We start from the raw sequence: 17,662 nt of genomic DNA on the forward strand, positions 1-17,662 counted from the left end.
CGCGAAGGCGCATGTCGCGATGACTGTTCGGCGCGCGCGCGGCGTGCAGCCGGCTTCCCGCTGAATCGTCGCGATGAGCATGATCGATACTTCCGCATCGACCGGCGCCGGCACGCCTCGCGCCGTGCAGCCCGGTGTCGGGCCGCAGCCCTTGCTCGAGGTGCGCAACCTGTCGCTGTCGTTCGCGACCGCCGCCGGCGCGTTGCCGGTCACCCGGAACGTGAGCTTCACGGTCGCGCCCGGCGAGCGCGTCGGCCTGGTCGGTGAGAGCGGCTGCGGCAAGACCGTTACCGGGCTGTCGCTGCTGCGATTGCTGCCGACGCACTCCGCGCGGATCGAAGGCGACGTGCTGTTCGACGGCGCCGATCTCTTGAAGCTGTCGCCGCGGCGGATGCGCGCGGTGCGTGGCCGCGACATCGCGATGATCTTTCAGGAGCCGATGAGCGCGCTCGATCCGGTATTCACCGTCGGCGATCAGATCAGCGAGGCCTATCGCATCCATTTTCCCGCCAGCAAGGCGGAAGGGCGCGAGCGCGCCATCGCGGCGCTGCGCGAAGTGGGGATTCCCGCGCCGGAGCGGCGCTGCGACGAATATCCGCATCAGCTTTCCGGCGGCATGCGCCAGCGCGTGATGATCGCGATGGCGCTGATCTGCAAGCCGAAGCTGCTGATCGCCGACGAGCCGACCACGGCGCTCGACGTCACCGTCCAGGCGCAGATCACCGATCTGTTGCGCTCGCTCAGCGAACGCACCGGCACGGCGCTGATCTTCATCACCCACGATCTCGGCGTCGTCGCCGAGACCTGCACCCGGATGATCACGATGTATGCGGGCGAAGTCGTCGAGGACGCGCCGGTCGACGACGTGCTGACCCGGCCGCGCCATCCCTACACCTCCGGCCTGCTGCGCTCATTGCCTGGGCTGAGCAAACGTCGCGGCGTGCTCGCCTCGATTCCCGGCCGCGTTCCGTCGCCGCAGGCGATGCCCGCCGGCTGCCGTTTCCGCTCGCGCTGCTCCCATGCGGCGCCGGGCTGCGAGCAGGATCAGCGCATGATCGCGATCGATCCTGGCCACGCCGCGCGATGCTGGCGCGCGCCGGACCTCGCCCTCCCGGGAGCGGTGAACTGATGGCTGCTCCGCAACAGACCGATGCCGACGCCGGCATTCTCGCGGTGCGCGATCTGCGCATCCTGTTTCCGTCGCGCGATGGCCGGGACACCGTCAAGGCGATCGACGGCATGGATTTCGAGGTGCGCGCCGGCGAGACCTTCGGCATCATCGGGGAATCCGGCTCAGGCAAGACCACGCTCGGAAGGGCTCTGGTATCGCTGCTGCGGCCGACCCACGGCCACATCCTGCACGACGGCACCGATCCGGCGACGCTGGGCAACCGGGCGTTTCGCAAGCATCGCCGCGACTATCAGATCATCTTCCAGGATCCGAATGCCGCGCTCAATCCGCGGATGACGATCATCGACAGCGTGGTCGAGCCGCTCGAAGTCCTCGGAGAGGGCGACGCCGCCTCGCGTCGCCGCCGCGGCATCGAGGTGCTGGAGCGCGTCGGACTCGCCGCCGAGGCCGCCGATCGCTATCCGCATCAGCTTTCGGGCGGGCAGAAGCAGCGCGTCAACATCGCGCGGGTGCTGACGCTGCGGCCCAAACTGATCGTCTGCGACGAGGTCGTCGCGGCGCTCGACGTCTCGATCCGCGGCGACGTGCTGAACCTGTTCGCCGATCTGCAGCGCGAATTCGGCCTCACCTATGTGTTCATCACCCACGACATTTCGGTGGTGTCGCACATCTCCGATCGCATCGCGGTGACGTATCTCGGCAAGCTGATGGAGCTCGGCCCCGCCGAAGACGTGGTCGAGCGGCCGCTGCATCCCTATACGCGCGCGCTGCTGTCGGCGGAGCCGAGTCCGTTGCCGTCGCATCTGCGGGTCGATCGCCGCATCATTCTCGAAGGCGAGATTCCGAGCCCGGTCGCGCCACCCTCGGGCTGCCGCTTCCGCACCCGATGCCCGTCGGTGCAGCCGCGCTGCGCGGACGAGGTGCCGGCCTGGCGCGACGTCAGGCCGGGCCATCGCGTCGCCTGCCATTTCGCGACGGCCGAAGGGCCGCCGGCCGACAATCAAGAGGCGCGATCCGCGTCGTAATCAAAATCAGGATCATTGGGAGGACACCATGCGCGTATTCGATCTCGGATCACGAACCTTGCGACGCCGCGATATTCTGGCGCTGATCGGCGGTGGCGCCGCGGCCGCTGCGGTCGGTCTGCCGGCGCTGGCGCAGGAGCCCAAGAAGGGCGGCGTGCTGAAGGTCGCAGCGCCGGCGAACCCGTCGTCGCTCGATCCGGCGACCGGTGGCGCCGGCTCCGATCACAGCATTCTCTGGACGATCTACGACACGCTGGTCGAGTGGGACTACGAGACGCTGAAGCCGAAGCCCGGGATGGCGAAATGGTCGTATCCGGATCCAACCACGATGGTGATCGACATCACCCCCGGCATCCAGTTTCACGACGGCACGCCGCTCGATGCCGAGGCCGTCAAGTTCAACCTCGATCGCAACCGCTCCGATCAGCGGTCCAATATTAAGTCGGATCTCGCCAGCATCGAGTCGATCGAGGTGAGTAGTCCGCTGCAGGTGACGCTGAAACTGAAGAGCCCGGATACGTCCCTGCCGGCGATCCTGTCCGACCGCGCCGGCATGATGGTGTCGCCGACCAACATCAAGGCGCTTGGCAACGAGACAGACCGCAAGCCGGTGGGCGCCGGGCCGTGGAAATTCGTGCGCTGGAACGACAACGAGATCATCGTCGTGGCTCGCCACGAGAATTACTGGCGCAAGGGCCGGCCGTATCTCGACGGCATCGAGTTCAACATCATCACCGAAAACGCCACGGCGTTGCGGTCGGTGGTTGCCGGCCAGAACGACATGGCGTTCCAGTTGCCGGCGCGGCTGAAGCCGGTGATCGAACGCGCCAAGGATCTGACCATGGTCAGCTCGCCGACGCTTTACTGCATCCAGGTGTATTTCAACTACGCCCGCGCGCCGCTCGACAATCTCAAGGTCCGGCAGGCGATCAACTTCGCGTTCGATCGCGACACCTTCGTCAAGGCGGCGCTGAGCGGGCTCGGCGAACCCGCCCGTATGACGCTGCCGAGTTCGCACTGGGCATTCAACAAGGATGTCGCCGGCACCTATCCGCACGATCCAGAAAAGGCGAAGAAGCTACTCGCGGAGGCCGGCTACAAGGACGGCCTCGACCTGACGATCGGCGGCTACACCGATCAGGACTCGGTGCGCCGCGGCGAGGTGATCCAGGATCAGCTCGGCAAGGTCGGCATCCGCCTGAAGTTCACCCGCGGCACGATCGCGGAGATCAGCGCGCAGTTCTTCGCGCAGGAGAAGAAGTTCGACCTCTTGGTGTCGGCCTGGACCGGACGGCCCGATCCGAGCATGACCTATGGGCTCGGCTTCGACAAAGGCGCGTACTACAACGCCGGCCGCACCGCGGACCCGGAGCTGTCCAAGCTGATCCTCGAAAGCCGCGTCAGCGAGGATCTCGCCAAGCGCGCCGAGGTGTTCGCCAAGATCCAGCGGATCACGGTGGAGCAGGCGCTGTCGGCACCGCTGGCGTTTCAGTTCGAACTCGATGCGCTGTCGTCCAAGGTGAAGGGCTTCAAGCCCAATCTGCTCGGCAAGCCGAAGTTCGAAAACATCTCCCTCGCGTGAGCGAACGGCGCCGCACGATCTGCGGCGCCCGTTCCGGATCGGGTCCTCATGTTGAACGCTGCACGTCTTCACATCGTCGGACGCCGGGTGCTGCAGGCGATCCCGGTGGTGGTGTTGTCCACCTTCATCGTGTTCGGCCTGCTCAAGCTGGTGCCCGGCGACGTCGCGGTGACGCTCGCCGGCGACAACGCGTCGGAACAGCGGATCGCCGAGATTCGTGAAGTCTACGGGCTCAATCAGCCGTTCCTGCTGCAATACGGCTCGTGGCTGGCGAAGGCCGTGCAGGGCGATCTGTCGAACTCGCTGGTGTCGAATGAAGCGGTGCTGACTTCGATCGAGCGCTGCCTGCCGCACACGCTGCTGATCGTGACGCTGGCGCTGCTCACGGCGCTGCTGATCGGCGTGCCGCTGGGCATCGCCGCTGCGACCAAGCCGGGGTCGTGGATCGACGGCGTTGTGATGGCGATCGCCTCGCTCGGCGTCGCGGTGCCGAATTTCTGGCTGGGCATGTTGCTGGTCGCGTTCTTCTCGCTGCAGCTCAACTGGCTGCCTGCGACCGGGGCGGTGGCGTTCACGAAAGACCCGTGGGCTTCTCTCAGCCATGCCATTTTGCCCGCGATCGCTTTGGCCTCGGGCGGCATCGCCGAGGTGGCGCGGCAGCTTCGCTCGTCGCTGGTCGAGATTCTGTCGTCGCAACAGGTCCGGACGCTGCACGCCAAGGGCCTGCCGCCTTCGTCGATCCTGTGGCGTCACGGCCTGAAGAACGTCAGCGTCAACCTGCTCACCGTCATCAGCCTGCTGGCGAACCGGATGCTGGCGGCGACGGTGGTGGTCGAGGCGGTGTTCGCGATCCCCGGCATGGGCGGCCTGATCGTCAACGCCGCGATGCATCGCGACTTCCCTGTGGTGCAGGGCGTGGTGTTCACCATGGTGCTGATCGTGGTGTCGCTCAATCTGCTGACCGACATTCTCTACAGCGTTCTCGATCCGAGGATCGCGGCATGACCGATGTGGCGATGACGGCAACGGCGCATCGGCCGCGACGGATGCGGCGCTTCGTGCGCTGGTTCGTGTCGGATATCCGCGGCGCGGTCAGCCTGACGTTCCTGCTGGTGCTGCTGGTGATCTCACTGCTCGCGCCGTGGATCTCGCCCTACGATCCGCTCGCGCAGGACGTCGATGCGGCGCTGGCGCCGATGTCGGCGGCGCATTGGCTCGGCGCCGACGATCTCGGCCGCGACACGCTGAGCCGGCTGATCTACGGCGGGATGGCGTCGCTGTATGCGAGCTTCCTCGCGGTGGCGATAGCGGTGCTGATCGGCGTGCCGGTCGGCGTGCTCGCCGGCTATCTCGGCGGCTGGGTCGACACCATGATCAGCCGCGTCATCGACAGCTTCCTGTCGTTTCCCGCCATCGTGCTGGCGATCGCGGTCACCGGTGCGCTCGGCATCGGACTCACCAACGGTATGATCTCGGTCGGCATCGTGTTCGCGCCGCAGCTCGCGCGGCTGGTCCGCGCACGCACGCTGGTGGTGCGCCACGAACTCTACGTCGACGCCGCGCGTTGCTTCGGCGGCTCGACCGGCCGCATCCTGTGGCGCCACGTGCTGCCCAACGCGATCCAGCCGGTGATCGTGCAGGTCACGCTGCTGCTGGCGGCGGCGCTGCTCGCAGAAGCCAGCCTCAGCTTCCTCGGCCTCGGCATTCAGCCGCCGGATCCGAGCTGGGGCGCGATGCTGGCGCGGGCCTATCAGAACATGGAGATCGCGCCGGAGCAGATGTATCCGCCCGGCCTCGCGATCCTGTTCACCGCGCTCGCCTACAACACGCTCGGCGAATCGCTCCGGGTCGCGCTCGATCCGACCATGAAGCGCAACTGACAAGACCAAGATCAAGAACAAGAACAACAAGGACAAGACTATGAGTGCTGCCCCCACCGAAGCCGACTATCTCGCGACGCTGCACGGGCTGTGGGCCGAGGCCTGGCCCGAGGGGATTCCCAACGCGCCGCAATATCCGCAGGGCGAAATCGCGCTGAGCGAGTATCTGCGCGGCTGGGCGAAGCGCGCGCCGGAGCGGCCGGCGGTGATCTTCTACGGCCACGTCACGACCTATGCGGAGCTCGATCGGCTCAGTGATCGCTTCGCCGCATTGCTGATGCAGAAGGGCGTCCGCAAGGGCGACCGCGTTGCGGTGTTCCTGCCGAACTGTCCGCAGTTTCACATCGTGTTCTTCGGCATCCTCAAGCTCGGCGCGATCCATGTGCCGGTCAGCCCGCTGTCGCGCGCGTTCGAACTGTCCTACGAGCTCAACGACACCGATGCCGAAGTCATCGTCGCGCTGGATCAGCTCGTCCCGGTGGTCGAGCAGGTTCGCGGCGAGACCAGTCTGCGCGAGGTGATCGTCACCAGCTTCGCCGACGTCATTCCTTCGCAGCCGACGATCCCTGTCCCCGATTCAGTGAACGGCCCACGCGTAACGGTGGCCGGTGCGACCGATCTGTTGTCCGCGCTCGCTGCGATGCCGGAACCAGCGCCGCTGCCGCCCGCGGCGCTCGACGATATCGCGGCGCTGAACTACACCGGCGGCACCACCGGCATGCCGAAGGGCTGCGTCCACACCCAGCGCGACATGGTCTACACCGCCGCCGCCAATCACGGCATCTCGGTCGCGGGCGACGAAAACAGCGTGTTCCTGTCCTTCTTTCCGGAGTTCTGGATCGCGGGCGAGAATTTCGGCCTGATCTTTCCGCTGTTCGCCGGCGCGACGCTGGTGCTGCTGGCGCGGTGGGACGCGGTCGGGGTGCTGTCGGCGATCGACCGCTACAAGGTCGACGTCACCGCGATGCCGGTCGACGGCGCGGTCGAGCTGATGGATCATCCGCGCTTCAAGGAGTTCGATCTGTCCTCGCTGAAGCAGGTGCGGGTCGTCTCCTTCGTCAAGAAGCTCAACCCCGTCTATCGCAAGCGCTGGAAGGATCTCACCGGCACGATCCTCACAGAAGCATCTTGGGGCATGACCGAGACCCATACTTCCAACACCTTCACGGCCGGCTTCCAGGACGATGATTTCGATCTGGTGTCGCAGCCGATCTTCGTCGGTCTGCCGGTGCCGGGCGCCGAATTCAAGATCACCGATTTCGAGACCGGCGAGCTGGTGCCGCTCGGCGGCGAGGGTGAGATCCGGGTGCGGACGCCGTCGCTGCTCAAGAGCTACTGGAACAAGCCGCAGGCCACCGCGGAGTCGCTGGTCGACGGCTGGCTGCGCACCGGCGATATCGGCACCATCGATTCGCAGGGCTTCCTGCATTTCCTCGGCCGTCGCAAAGAGATGTTGAAGGTCAAGGGGATGAGCGTGTTTCCGCCGGAGATCGAGGCGCTGCTCGGGCAGCATCCCCAGGTGCTCGGCTCGGGCGTGGTCGGCCGCGACGATCCGGGCAAGGGGCAGGTGCCGGTCGCTTTCATCCAGCTCAAGCCGGAGGCCGAGGGCACGATCACTGCGGCCGAGTTGCAGGCATGGTGCGCCGAGCGGATGGCGGTCTACAAGGTGCCGGAAATCCGCATCATCGACGCCCTGCCGATGACCGCGACCGGCAAGGTGAAGAAGCAGGAACTGAACGCCAACGCGCCGCTCTGAGACTGCCACCGCGGCGGCCCGCGCTGCCATCAAGATCATGATCTGACGAGGATATTCGAGATGCCTTTTCGCAAGCTGCTGATTGCCAATCGGGGCGAGATCGCGATCCGCATCGCGCGGGCCGCGGCCGATGCCGGGCTCGCCACCGTCGCGATCCACCCCGCCGACGATGCGGCGTCGCTGCATGTGCGGATCGCCGACGAGGCGCGGGAGATTCCCGGGCGCGGCGCGCGGGCCTATCTCGATATCGAGGGCGTGATCGCGGCCGCCAAGGCGGCGCATTGCGACGCTCTGCATCCCGGCTACGGCTTCCTCAGCGAGAACCCCGATCTGGCGCGGCGCTGCGCCGAGGAAGGTATCCGGTTCATTGGTCCGTCGCCCGAAGCCTTGCGGCTATTCGGTGACAAAGTTGCGGCGAAGGAATTGGCCAAGAAATCCGGCGTGCCGATCATCGCCGGCACCCAGGGGCCTTCGACTCTGGACGAGGTGAAGGCGTTCTTCGGCTCGCTCGGCGATCATGCCGCGGTGATGATCAAGGCGATGGCGGGCGGCGGCGGTCGCGGCATGCGCGTGGTCGAGCGCGCCGAGGATCTCGACGAGGCCTATGCGCGCTGTCAGTCCGAGGCGAAGGCGGCGTTCGGCAGCGACGGCGTCTATGCCGAGCGGCTGATCCGCAATGCGCGGCACATCGAGGTGCAGATCATCGGCGATCAGCACGGCGGCATCAGTCAGCTGTGGGAGCGCGAATGCACGATCCAGCGCCGCAACCAGAAGCTGGTCGAGATCGCGCCGAGTCCGTCGTTGAGTGATGGCTTGCGCGGGCGCATCCTCGAAGCCGCCAAGACGCTGGCGGCGGCGGCGAACTACGACAGTCTCGGCACGTTCGAATTCCTGGTCGACAATGAGGCCGGCGAGGGCGACGGCGCGTTCGCGTTCATCGAGGCCAATCCGCGGCTGCAGGTCGAGCACACCGTGACCGAGGAAGTACTTGCGATCGATCTGGTGCGCTCGCAGATCGCGGTCGCCGGCGGCGCCACGCTGGAATCGCTCGGCCTCGATCAGGCCGCGGTGCCGCGGCCGCGCGGCTTCGCGATGCAGCTTCGTATCAACATGGAAACCATGGATGCGAGCGGCGCGACGCATCCGACCGGCGGCACGCTTTCGATCTTCGAGCCGCCGTCGGGCCCCGGCGTGCGCGTCGATACGTTCGGCTATGCCGGCTACAGGACCAGCGCGGCGTTCGACTCGCTGCTGGCCAAAGTCATCGTGCACACGCCGTCGCAATGGCCGGACGTCGTCGCCAAGGCGGCGCGCAGCCTGCGTGAATTTCGCATCGACGGCGTTGCTACGAACATCCCGTTCATCCAGGCGATCCTGGCGCATCCGGACTTCAAGGCCAACAAGGTCAGCACCAGCTTCATCGACCGAACCATCGCCGAGCTGGTCGGCGCCGCCGACAAGCTCGCTGCGCCACTGATCGCGCTGCCGGGTGGTGATGCGCAGCACGGTGGCGCGAAGGCCGCGGTCGAAGCCGCGCCCGAAGGCGCGGTCGTGATCGCCGCGCCGCTGCAGGGCACCGTGGTGGCGATCACGGTTGCGGAAGGCGACGTGGTGCGACCGGGGCAGCAGCTCGCGGTGATCGAATCGATGAAGATGGAGCACCTCGTCGCCGCCGAGCAGGGCGGCCGGATTCGCCGCATCGTCACCGCCGACGGCGTGACGCTGATGCAGGGCGAGGCGATCCTGTATCTCGAGCCGCAGGACGTCGAAGGCGATCTGGCCGTCGAGGAGGCCGAAGTCGATCTCGACCATATCCGTCCCGACCTCGCCGAGATGCTGGTGCGGCAGGGCAATACGCTCGACGAGAACCGGCCCGACTCGGTGGCGCGGCGGCGCAAGACCAATCAGCGCACCGCGCGGGAGAACGTCGCCCAGCTGGTCGACGACGGCTCGTTCATGGAGTACGGCAGCCTCGCGATCGCCGGCCAGCGCCGCCGCCGCGCGCTCGACGATCTGATCAAGAACACCCCGGCCGACGGCCTCGTCACCGGCGTCGCCACCGTCAACGCCGCGCAGTTCGGCGAGCACGATGCGCGCTGCATGGTGATCGCCTACGACTACACGGTGCTGGCCGGCACCCAGGGCCACATGAATCACAAGAAGATCGACCGGATGCTGACGCTGGTCGAGCAATGGAAGATGCCGCTGGTGTTCTACGCCGAAGGCGGCGGCGGCCGTCCCGGCGACACCGATAGGCTCGGCCTCACCGGCCTCGACGGTCCGTCCTTCGTGCAGTTCGCGCGATTGTCCGGCCTGGTGCCGGTGATCGGCGTGGTCTCCGGCTATTGCTTCGCCGGCAATGCGGCGATGCTCGGCTGCTGCGACGTGATCATCGCGACGCAAAACGCCTCGATCGGCATGGGTGGCCCGGCGATGATCGAGGGCGGCGGCCTCGGCGTGTATCACCCCGCCGAAGTCGGCCCGGTGTCGTTCCAGTCGCCGAACGGCGTGGTCGATATTCTGGTCGAGGACGAGGAGGAGGCGACGCGGGTCGCGCAGAAATATCTGTCCTATTTCCAGGGCGCGGTGAAGGACTGGCGGGCGCCGGATCAACGGCTGCTGCGGCGTGCGATCCCCGAAAATCGTCTGCGGGTCTACGACATCCGCCATGTCATCGACCTGATCGCCGACGAGGACTCGGTGCTGGAAATCCGCCGCGACTTCGGCGTCGGCATGGTCACCGCCTTCATCCGCATCGAGGGCAAGCCGTTCGGCCTGATCGCCAACAATCCGAAGCATCTCGGCGGCGCGATCGATGCGGCGGCCGGCGACAAGGCGGCGCGCTTCCTGCAACTGTGCGACGCCTTCGATATTCCGATCGTGTCGCTGTGCGATACGCCGGGCTTCATGGTCGGGCCCGAAGCCGAGAAGACCGCGATCGTGCGCCACGTCGCGCGGATGTTCGTCACCGGCGCCAGTCTCACGGTGCCGCTGTTCGGCATCGTGCTGCGCAAGGGCTACGGCCTCGGCGCGCAGTCGATGATCGGCGGCGGCTTCCACGCCTCGTTCTTCACCGCGGCGTGGCCGACCGGCGAGTTCGGCGGCATGGGCCTCGAAGGCTATGTCCGGCTCGGCTTCCGCAAGGAGATGGAGGCGATCGCCGATCCGGTCGAGCGCGAGGCCTATTACAAGAACAAGGTCGCCGAGATGTACGCCAACGGCAAGGCGGTCTCGATCGCCTCGGTGTGCGAGATCGACAATGTGATCGATCCGGCCGAGACGCGGCGCTGGATCATGGCCGGGCTGCGCTCGGTGCCGACGCCGCCGCAGCGTGAGGGCCGCAAGCGGCCCTGCATCGACGCCTGGTAGTTCGAAGACCTGTTGTTGAGACGGAGCAAACGATGACGCGAGCCGCTTTCGAGACGCCGATCGACGACACCGGCGACGCGCTGGCCGGGCCGTGGCGGCAGCCGCACCAGATGCTGCACGCGCAGGTCTACGATTCCCACGCCTCGATCCACGACGACGCCACCGCGCAGAAGCTCGGCTTCAAGGGCGGCACCATCGAGGGGCCGACGCATTTCAGCCAGTTCGTGCCGTTGTGCGAACGGCTGTGGGGACGCGACTGGTTCGAGAGCGGCTGCATCTCGGCGCATTATCGCAGCGCGGCGTACGAAGGCGAGGACGTGCAGGCGATCGTCGACAAGCCGGCCAGCGGCGCGCGCCACAGCACGATCCGGATGGTGAAGCGCGACGGCACCGAAGTGCTGCGCGGCAGCGTCTCGGTCGGCGCCGACGCGCCGCCCTCGGCGCTCGATCTGCGGCTGACCGAGCTGAAGCCGCTGACCGACGCCGTGATCCTGCGCGACATCAGTGTCGGCATGACCACGGCGCCGCAGACCGTGAAGATGGATTTCGACCAGAACATGGGCGAGCTGTATCCGTTCTCGCTGGCCGACAAGCTGAAAGTGATCACCGAGCCGTCGCCGTACTATCAGGACACATCGCCGTGGGGCCGGCCGATCATCCCGGTCGAGATGCTGAGCGTGCTGTTCCAGTATCTCAGCAAGAAGGACGGCCTGCCGGTGCGCGGCCCCGCGGTCGGCCTGTTCGCCGATCAGGAGATTCGCCTGGTCGCCGGGCCGCTGTTCGTCGGCGAGAGCTACCGCGTCCAGCGCAAGGTCGTGGCGCTGTCCGGCAGCAAGCGGACCGAGAGCCTGTGGGCGCGAACCGAGGCCTATGACAGCGGCGGCCGGCTGGTCGCCACCATGCTGCTCAACTCGGCGAGCCTGAAGGAATCCTACGCGCCATATCAGCAGGAATACGCCGCGCTCGGGCGCGGTTGACCAGCGTCCGTCGCGCGGTTCGATCGATTGATGGAGCCGATGCGCCGTTCCCAAATGCACCGTCTGCTCATCCCGAGATGTCTGACCGGACGCGCGAGCAGCAAGATCAAATGTCGTTTGAATCGCTCTACTCGTAACTCATTCCCGTCATGGCCGGGCTCGTCCCGGCCATCCACGCTTTTGTCGTGGCGTCCGCTGCAAGACGTGGATGCCCGGCACAAGGCCGGGCACGACGAGTTGAGACGAAAGTGGCCGATTTCATGGACGGCTTGTTCGGTCGGACTCCTCAGGATGAGGAAGCCGTGCATTTGGCAAGGCCGGATCGCTTCAATCAATCGACGAAGCACTCGAAGACGTTGACCAGGCCGTAAATTGATCGAGGCTGCGCGAGCCGCGCAGCCTTGATTCGAAGGCGTGTGCTCGAGCGCCGCCTATTGCAGCCCGATCGTGGTCAGGTCCTGGAACCAGTGCTGGGCCTGCACGAAGCTCTTCACCTTCGGCGACAGCGCGTGCGGGTTGGTGTCGTGCACCACCCAGACCAGCGCCGCGTCGTCGACGATCTGGGCGTGCGCCTGCGCCAGCAGCTCGTCCTGCTTGACCGGATCGAAGTTGGTCTTCGCCTCGTCGATCAGCGCGTCGACCTTGGGGTTCTTGTAGCCGCCCCAGTTGACGCCGACCGGCGCCACCTGTCCGGAGTGGAAGAACCGCACGATCGCGTAGAGCGGATCGGACGTCACATAGGCGATGTTGTTGGCGGTGATGCCGGCCATGCTCTCGTCGGCCGCGCCCTTGCGCCACGCGGTGTACAGCACTTCGAGTTCGACCACCTTGAACTCGACGTCGATGCCGATCTCCTTGAAGCTCTGCTGCAGGAACTCGTTCATCGGCAGCGACAGCATCTGGCCGGTGCCGCCGGTGGCGATGATGAACTTCGCCTTCAGCGGTTTCTCCGGCGAGTAGCCCGCTTCCTTCACCAGCCGCTTGGCCTCGGCGAGATCGTATTTGATCTTGAAGGTCGGCTTGCCGAACCACGGGCTCGACGGATCGACCTGGCCGACCGCCGGCTTGGCGAGGCCGTTCATCAGCCCGACCACGGCGTCGCGATCGATCGCCAGATTCAGCGCCTTGCGCAGCCGCACGTCGGTCCACGGCGAGCCGGGCAGCACGCTGAGGTGATAGTTCCAGACATGCGGCGTGACGTTGTCGACGATCTTCATGCCGGCCGCCTTGATCTGCGGCACCGCGTCGGGTGCGGGCGTCTCGATCAGGTCGACCTGGCCTGCGAGCAGCGCGTTGGTGCGGGTGAGCGCTTCGGGCATCGGCACCAGCACCAGTCTGTCGGTCTTCGGCAGCCGCGACTTGTCCCAATAGTCGTTATTCTTGGTCAGCTCGGCGAGTTCGCGCGGCACCAGCTTGGTGAGCTTGAACGGACCCGTGCCCGAGGGCTGCGCCGCGAACTTGTCCCAGTCCTTGCCGACCTTGTCGTATTGCGCCGGGCTCGACACCAGGAACCACAGCATCTGATAGGGGAAGAACGAGTCGACCGCCTTGGTGGTGATCTCGATGGTTGAATCATCGATCTTGGCGTAACTCTTTACCGACGGAAGCCGGGTCTTGACCTGCGCGCTCTGCCGCTTGTCGAACTGCGGTGCCTTTTCGTTGAGCACCTTGTCGAGATTCCAGATCACCGCGTCGGCATTGAAGTCGCTGCCGTCGTGAAACTTGACGCCCTTGCGCAGCGTAAATCGCCACTTCGTCTTGTCGGACTCGTCGACTTTCCATTCGGTGGCGAGCCCGGGCACCAGTTTGCCGGGCCGATCGGCGACATTCATCTCCCAGGCCACCAGCGGGTCGTAGATCGTATAGCCGGTGAATTGATAGGCACCTGCGCCGCGATCGGGCTGGCCGGTGGTGAGCGGAATATCCGCCATCGAGATTCCATAACGCACCACCGATTCGGCGCGCGCGGGCGCAGAACCAATGGCGACGGCGATTGCCGCGAGGACGATCGACTTCCGAAAACCCATGAACTCAGCTCCAAGGTGCGGGGTAAGCCCGACCCGGAGCAAGCCTGATGCCAGTTTGTCGCTCTCGCATGCATTTCACCGCTTTCATGGCTGGATTGCTGAATCAGTAGGCGGCGATCGGCAAGTCGCGTCGTCTGGCACGACCGTTGCATAAGTTTTGACCAGTCGCGTTCAACAGGAAACCCATCACGATGCGAATTCCGCTTCCCAACTCCGGCCGACTGGCAACCGCCCTGACGATGCTCGCCATGGCATCGACGGCGCTGGTGCCTTCTCACGCCAACGCCGAAACCGTGCTGCGGATCGGCATGACGGCGGCGGATATCCCGCGCACGCTCGGCCAGCCGGACCAGGGATTCGAAGGCAACCGCTTCACCGGCCTGACGATGTATGACGGGCTGACGATGTGGGACCTGTCGTCCGCCACCAAGGCGAGCGTGGTGATCCCCGGGCTCGCGACCGAATGGAAGGTCGACGATTCCGACAAGACCAAATGGATCTTCAAGCTGCGGCCCGGCGTCACCTTCCACGACGGCACGCCGTTCAACGCCGACGCCGTGGTGTGGAATGTCGACAAGGTGCTCAACAAGGAGGCGCCGCAGTTCGACGCCAGCCAGGTCGGCGTCACCGCGTCGCGGATGCCGACGCTGGTGTCGGCCAAGAAGATCGACGACATGACGGTGGAGCTCACCGCCAAGGAGCCGGACAGCTTCCTGCCGATCAACCTCACCAACCTGTTCATCGTCAGCCCGTCGAAATGGCAGGTGCTGTACGAGCGGGCCGAAGGCGCCGACGCCAAGGCGAAGTCGCAGGCCGCCTGGGCCGCCTTCGCCAAGGACGCCGCCGGCACTGGCCCGTGGAAGATGGCGAAGTTCACGCCGCGCGAGCGGCTCGAACTGGTGAAGAACGACAATTATTGGGACAAGGCGCGGGTGCCGAAGACCGACCGCATGGTGCTGCTGCCGATGCCGGAAGCCAATGCGCGCACCGCGGCGCTGCTGTCCGGTCAGGTCGACTGGATCGAGGCGCCGGCGCCGGACGCCGTGAAGGAGATCGAGGGCCGCGGCTTCAAGATCGAGAAGAACGAGCAGCCGCACGTCTGGCCGTGGCAGTTCTCGCGGATCGAGGGCTCGCCCTGGAACGACATCCGCGTCCGCCGCGCCGCCAATCTGTGCATCGATCGCGAAGGCCTGCGCGACGGCCTGCTCGCCGGCCTGATGGTGCCGGCGACCGGCACCTTCGAGCCCGGCCATCCGTGGCGCGGCAATCCGTCGTTCCAGATCAAATACGATCTGCCGGCGGCGCAGAAGCTGATGAAGGAGGCCGGCTTCGGCCCCGACAAGAAGCTCAGCGTCAAGGTGCAGACCTCGGCGTCGGGCTCCGGCCAGATGCTGCCGCTGCCGATGAACGAGTATCTGCAGCAGGCGCTGGCGGAGTGCTACTTCGACGTCAAGCTCGACGTCATCGAATGGAACACGCTGTTCACCAACTGGCGGCGCGGCGTCAAGGATCCGTCGGCCAACGGCGCCAATGCCACCAACGTCACCTATGCGGCGATGGACCCGTTCTTCGCGCTGGTGCGCTTCCTGCAGTCGTCGATGGCGCCGCCGGTGTCGAACAATTGGGGCTACATCAACAATCCGAAGTTCGACGAACTGGTGAAGAAGGCGCGGACCAGCTTCGACGCCGCCGAGCGCGACAAGGCGCTGGCGGATCTGAACGCCGCCTCGATCGACGACGCGGCCTTCCTCTACGTCGCCCACGACGTCGGCCCGCGCGCGATGAGCCCGAAGGTCAAGGGCTTCGTGCAGCCGAAGAGCTGGTTCGTCGACTTCTCGCCGGTGTCGATGGCGCCGTAAGCGACGCCTTGCGTCTTCCCTCTCCCCTCGTGGGAGAGGGTGGATGCGCGCCGCTCGGCGCGCAGACGGGTGAGGGGGCTCTCGTCCTGTCTCGCCCCCCTCATCCGACGCGGACTTCGTCCGCGCCACCTTCTCCCACGAGGGGAGAAGGAAGAGAGAGCCGTCGCCGGCTCTGTTGAATCGAAGGTGACCCTTGCTCGTCTATATCGCCCGCCGCATCGTCTATGTGATTCCGATCGTGCTCAGCGTCGCGCTGGTGTGTTTTCTGCTGGTGCACATCACGCCCGGCGATCCGCTGGTCGCGGTGCTGCCGGCGGATGCGTCGCAGGAACTCGCCGCGCAGCTCCGCGCCGCCTACGGCTTCGACCGGCCGCTGCCGGTGCAGTTCGGGCTGTGGCTGTGGAAGGCGCTGCACGGCGACCTCGGCACCTCGATCGCGACCGGCCGGCCGGTGCTGACCGAAGTGCTGCGCGCGGTCGGCAACACCGTGACGCTGGCGATCGCCGCGGCGATCATCGGCTTCTCGCTCGGGCTGATGTTCGGCCTGCTGGCCGGTTACTTCCGCGACACCTGGATCGACAAGGTCTCGACTTCGATCGCGATCGCCGGCGTGTCGGTGCCGCATTACTGGCTCGGCATGGTGCTGGTGATCATCTTCTCGGTGCAGCTCAACTGGCTGCCCGCGGTCGGCGCCGGGCCCGGCGGCTCGGGACAATGGGGCTGGGACTGGGCGCATCTGAAATATCTGGTGCTGCCGGCGATCACCACCTCCGTCATTCCCATGGGCATCGTCACCCGCACCGTGCGCTCGCTCACCGGCGATATCCTGTCGCAGGATTTCGTCGAGGCGCTGCGCGCCAAGGGCCTGCGCGAGACGCAAGTGTTCCGCCACGTGCTGAAGAACGCAGCTCCAACGGCGCTGGCGGTGATGGGCTTGCAGCTCGGCTACATGCTGGGCGGCTCGATCCTGATCGAGACGGTGTTCTCCTGGCCGGGCTCGGGGCTGCTGCTCAACTCCGCGATCTTCCAGCGCGACCTGCCGCTGCTGCAGGGCACCATCCTGGTGCTGGCGCTGTTCTTCGTGTTCCTCAATCTGGTGGTGGACATCGCGCAGGCCGCGATCGACCCGCGCATCAAGCGCGCCTGAGCATGAAGGATCGAAGCTCATGACCGCGATCACCGAAACCGCCGTGCAGACCGCGCCCGCCGGCAACGCGCGCGGCTATTGGTCAACCGTCGGCCGCAGGCTGCTGCGCGACAAGGTCAGCATCGCCTGCGCGATCGTCCTGCTGCTGATTCTGCTGTCGGCGATCTTCGCGCCCTATCTGCATCTCGCCGATCCGTATCAGGGCTCGATGATCCGGAGGCTGAAGCCGATCGGCACGCCGAACTACCCGCTCGGCAGCGACGAGCTCGGCCGCGACATGCTGGCGCGGCTGATCTATGGCGGGCGGCTGTCGCTGTTGATCGGCATCCTGCCGGTGGTGCTGGCCTTCGTGCTCGGCACTTCGCTCGGCCTGGTCGCCGGCTATGTCGGCGGCAAGGTCAACACCGCGATCATGCGCACCATCGACGTGTTCTACGCGTTTCCCTCGGTGCTGCTGGCGATCGCGATCTCGGGCGCGCTCGGCGCCGGCATCACCAATTCGATCGTGTCGCTGACCGTGGTGTTCCTGCCGCAGATCACCCGCGTCGCCGAAAGCGTCACCACCGGCGTGCGCAACATGGATTTCGTCGAGGCCGCGCGCGCCTCCGGCGCCGGGCCGTTCACCATCATGCGCGTGCACATGCTCGGCAACGTGCTGGGGCCGATCTTCGTCTACGCGACGGGGCTGATCTCGGTGTCGATGATCCTCGCCGCGGGTCTGTCTTTTCTGGGCCTCGGCACCAAGCCGCCCGAGCCCGAATGGGGGCTGATGCTGAACACGCTGCGCACCGCGATCTACGTCAACCCGTGGGTGGCGGCATTGCCGGGCGTGATGATCTTCGCGGTGTCGATCTGCTTCAACCTGTTGAGCGACGGCCTGCGCAGCGCCATGGATATCAGGAACTGAG

The 17,662-nt window shown here is 66.1% G+C and carries 12 protein-coding genes; 11 read left to right on the plus strand and 1 reads right to left on the minus strand.

All coding sequences use genetic code 11. From position 1 onward, the window contains the following. Positions 1-73: 73 nt before the first annotated feature. The 8 genes from SR870_RS19260 to SR870_RS19295 are packed head-to-tail and all read left to right on the plus strand — an operon-like array spanning position 74 to position 11,721. On the plus strand, positions 74-1,129 hold the full coding sequence (locus SR870_RS19260) for an ABC transporter ATP-binding protein (RefSeq protein WP_322515121.1): 1,056 nt from the start codon (positions 74-76) through the stop codon (positions 1,127-1,129). Next, positions 1,129-2,157: an oligopeptide/dipeptide ABC transporter ATP-binding protein gene (locus SR870_RS19265; protein ID WP_322515122.1), complete on the plus strand. Its 1,029-nt coding sequence runs from the start codon at positions 1,129-1,131 to the stop codon at positions 2,155-2,157. Before SR870_RS19260 ends, SR870_RS19265 begins: the two co-directional genes overlap by 1 nt. Positions 2,158-2,185: 28 nt before the next feature. After that, on the plus strand, positions 2,186-3,739 hold the full coding sequence (locus SR870_RS19270; protein WP_322515123.1) for an ABC transporter substrate-binding protein: 1,554 nt from the start codon (positions 2,186-2,188) through the stop codon (positions 3,737-3,739). A gap of 48 nt (positions 3,740-3,787) precedes the next feature. Next, the gene (locus SR870_RS19275; RefSeq protein WP_322515124.1) at positions 3,788-4,744 is read left to right on the plus strand and encodes an ABC transporter permease; all 957 of its coding nucleotides are present in this window, start codon (positions 3,788-3,790) and stop codon (positions 4,742-4,744) included. Beyond that, complete coding sequence (locus SR870_RS19280; protein ID WP_322515125.1) at positions 4,741-5,619, plus strand: ABC transporter permease; 879 nt, start codon at positions 4,741-4,743, stop codon at positions 5,617-5,619. The genes SR870_RS19275 and SR870_RS19280 overlap by 4 nt, the downstream gene beginning before the upstream one ends. A 40-nt stretch (positions 5,620-5,659) precedes the next feature. Beyond that, positions 5,660-7,375: an AMP-binding protein gene (locus SR870_RS19285; RefSeq protein ID WP_322515126.1), complete on the plus strand. Its 1,716-nt coding sequence runs from the start codon at positions 5,660-5,662 to the stop codon at positions 7,373-7,375. Between the two features lie 60 nt (positions 7,376-7,435). Next, positions 7,436-10,744: a carboxyl transferase domain-containing protein gene (locus SR870_RS19290; RefSeq protein WP_322515127.1), complete on the plus strand. Its 3,309-nt coding sequence runs from the start codon at positions 7,436-7,438 to the stop codon at positions 10,742-10,744. 32 nt (positions 10,745-10,776) lie between these two features. Then, complete coding sequence (locus SR870_RS19295) at positions 10,777-11,721, plus strand: hypothetical protein (protein WP_322515128.1); 945 nt, start codon at positions 10,777-10,779, stop codon at positions 11,719-11,721. A 431-nt stretch (positions 11,722-12,152) separates the two neighbouring features. On the opposite strand, the gene SR870_RS19300 is transcribed toward SR870_RS19295, so the two are convergent. Next, complete coding sequence (locus SR870_RS19300; protein WP_322515129.1) at positions 12,153-13,748, minus strand: ABC transporter substrate-binding protein; 1,596 nt, start codon at positions 13,746-13,748, stop codon at positions 12,153-12,155. Between the two features lie 239 nt (positions 13,749-13,987). Here SR870_RS19300 and SR870_RS19305 point away from each other — a divergent pair, with 239 nt between their 5' ends. From SR870_RS19305 to SR870_RS19315, 3 genes are all read left to right on the plus strand, one after another. Next, a complete protein-coding gene (locus SR870_RS19305) occupies positions 13,988-15,607 on the plus strand; it encodes an ABC transporter substrate-binding protein (RefSeq protein WP_322518316.1) in 1,620 nt (539 codons plus the stop codon). A 193-nt stretch (positions 15,608-15,800) separates the two neighbouring features. Then, positions 15,801-16,754 (plus strand): ABC transporter permease, encoded by a 954-nt coding sequence (locus tag SR870_RS19310; RefSeq protein WP_322515130.1) that lies wholly within the window; start codon positions 15,801-15,803, stop codon positions 16,752-16,754. Between the two features lie 19 nt (positions 16,755-16,773). Continuing rightward, entirely contained in the window at positions 16,774-17,661 is an 888-nt protein-coding gene (locus SR870_RS19315; protein ID WP_322515131.1) for an ABC transporter permease, read from the plus strand. The last annotated feature ends 1 nt before the right edge of the window (position 17,662 follow it).

The organism is Rhodopseudomonas palustris (genome assembly GCF_034479375.1).
Taxonomy (GTDB): Bacteria; Pseudomonadota; Alphaproteobacteria; order Rhizobiales; family Xanthobacteraceae; genus Rhodopseudomonas; species Rhodopseudomonas palustris_M.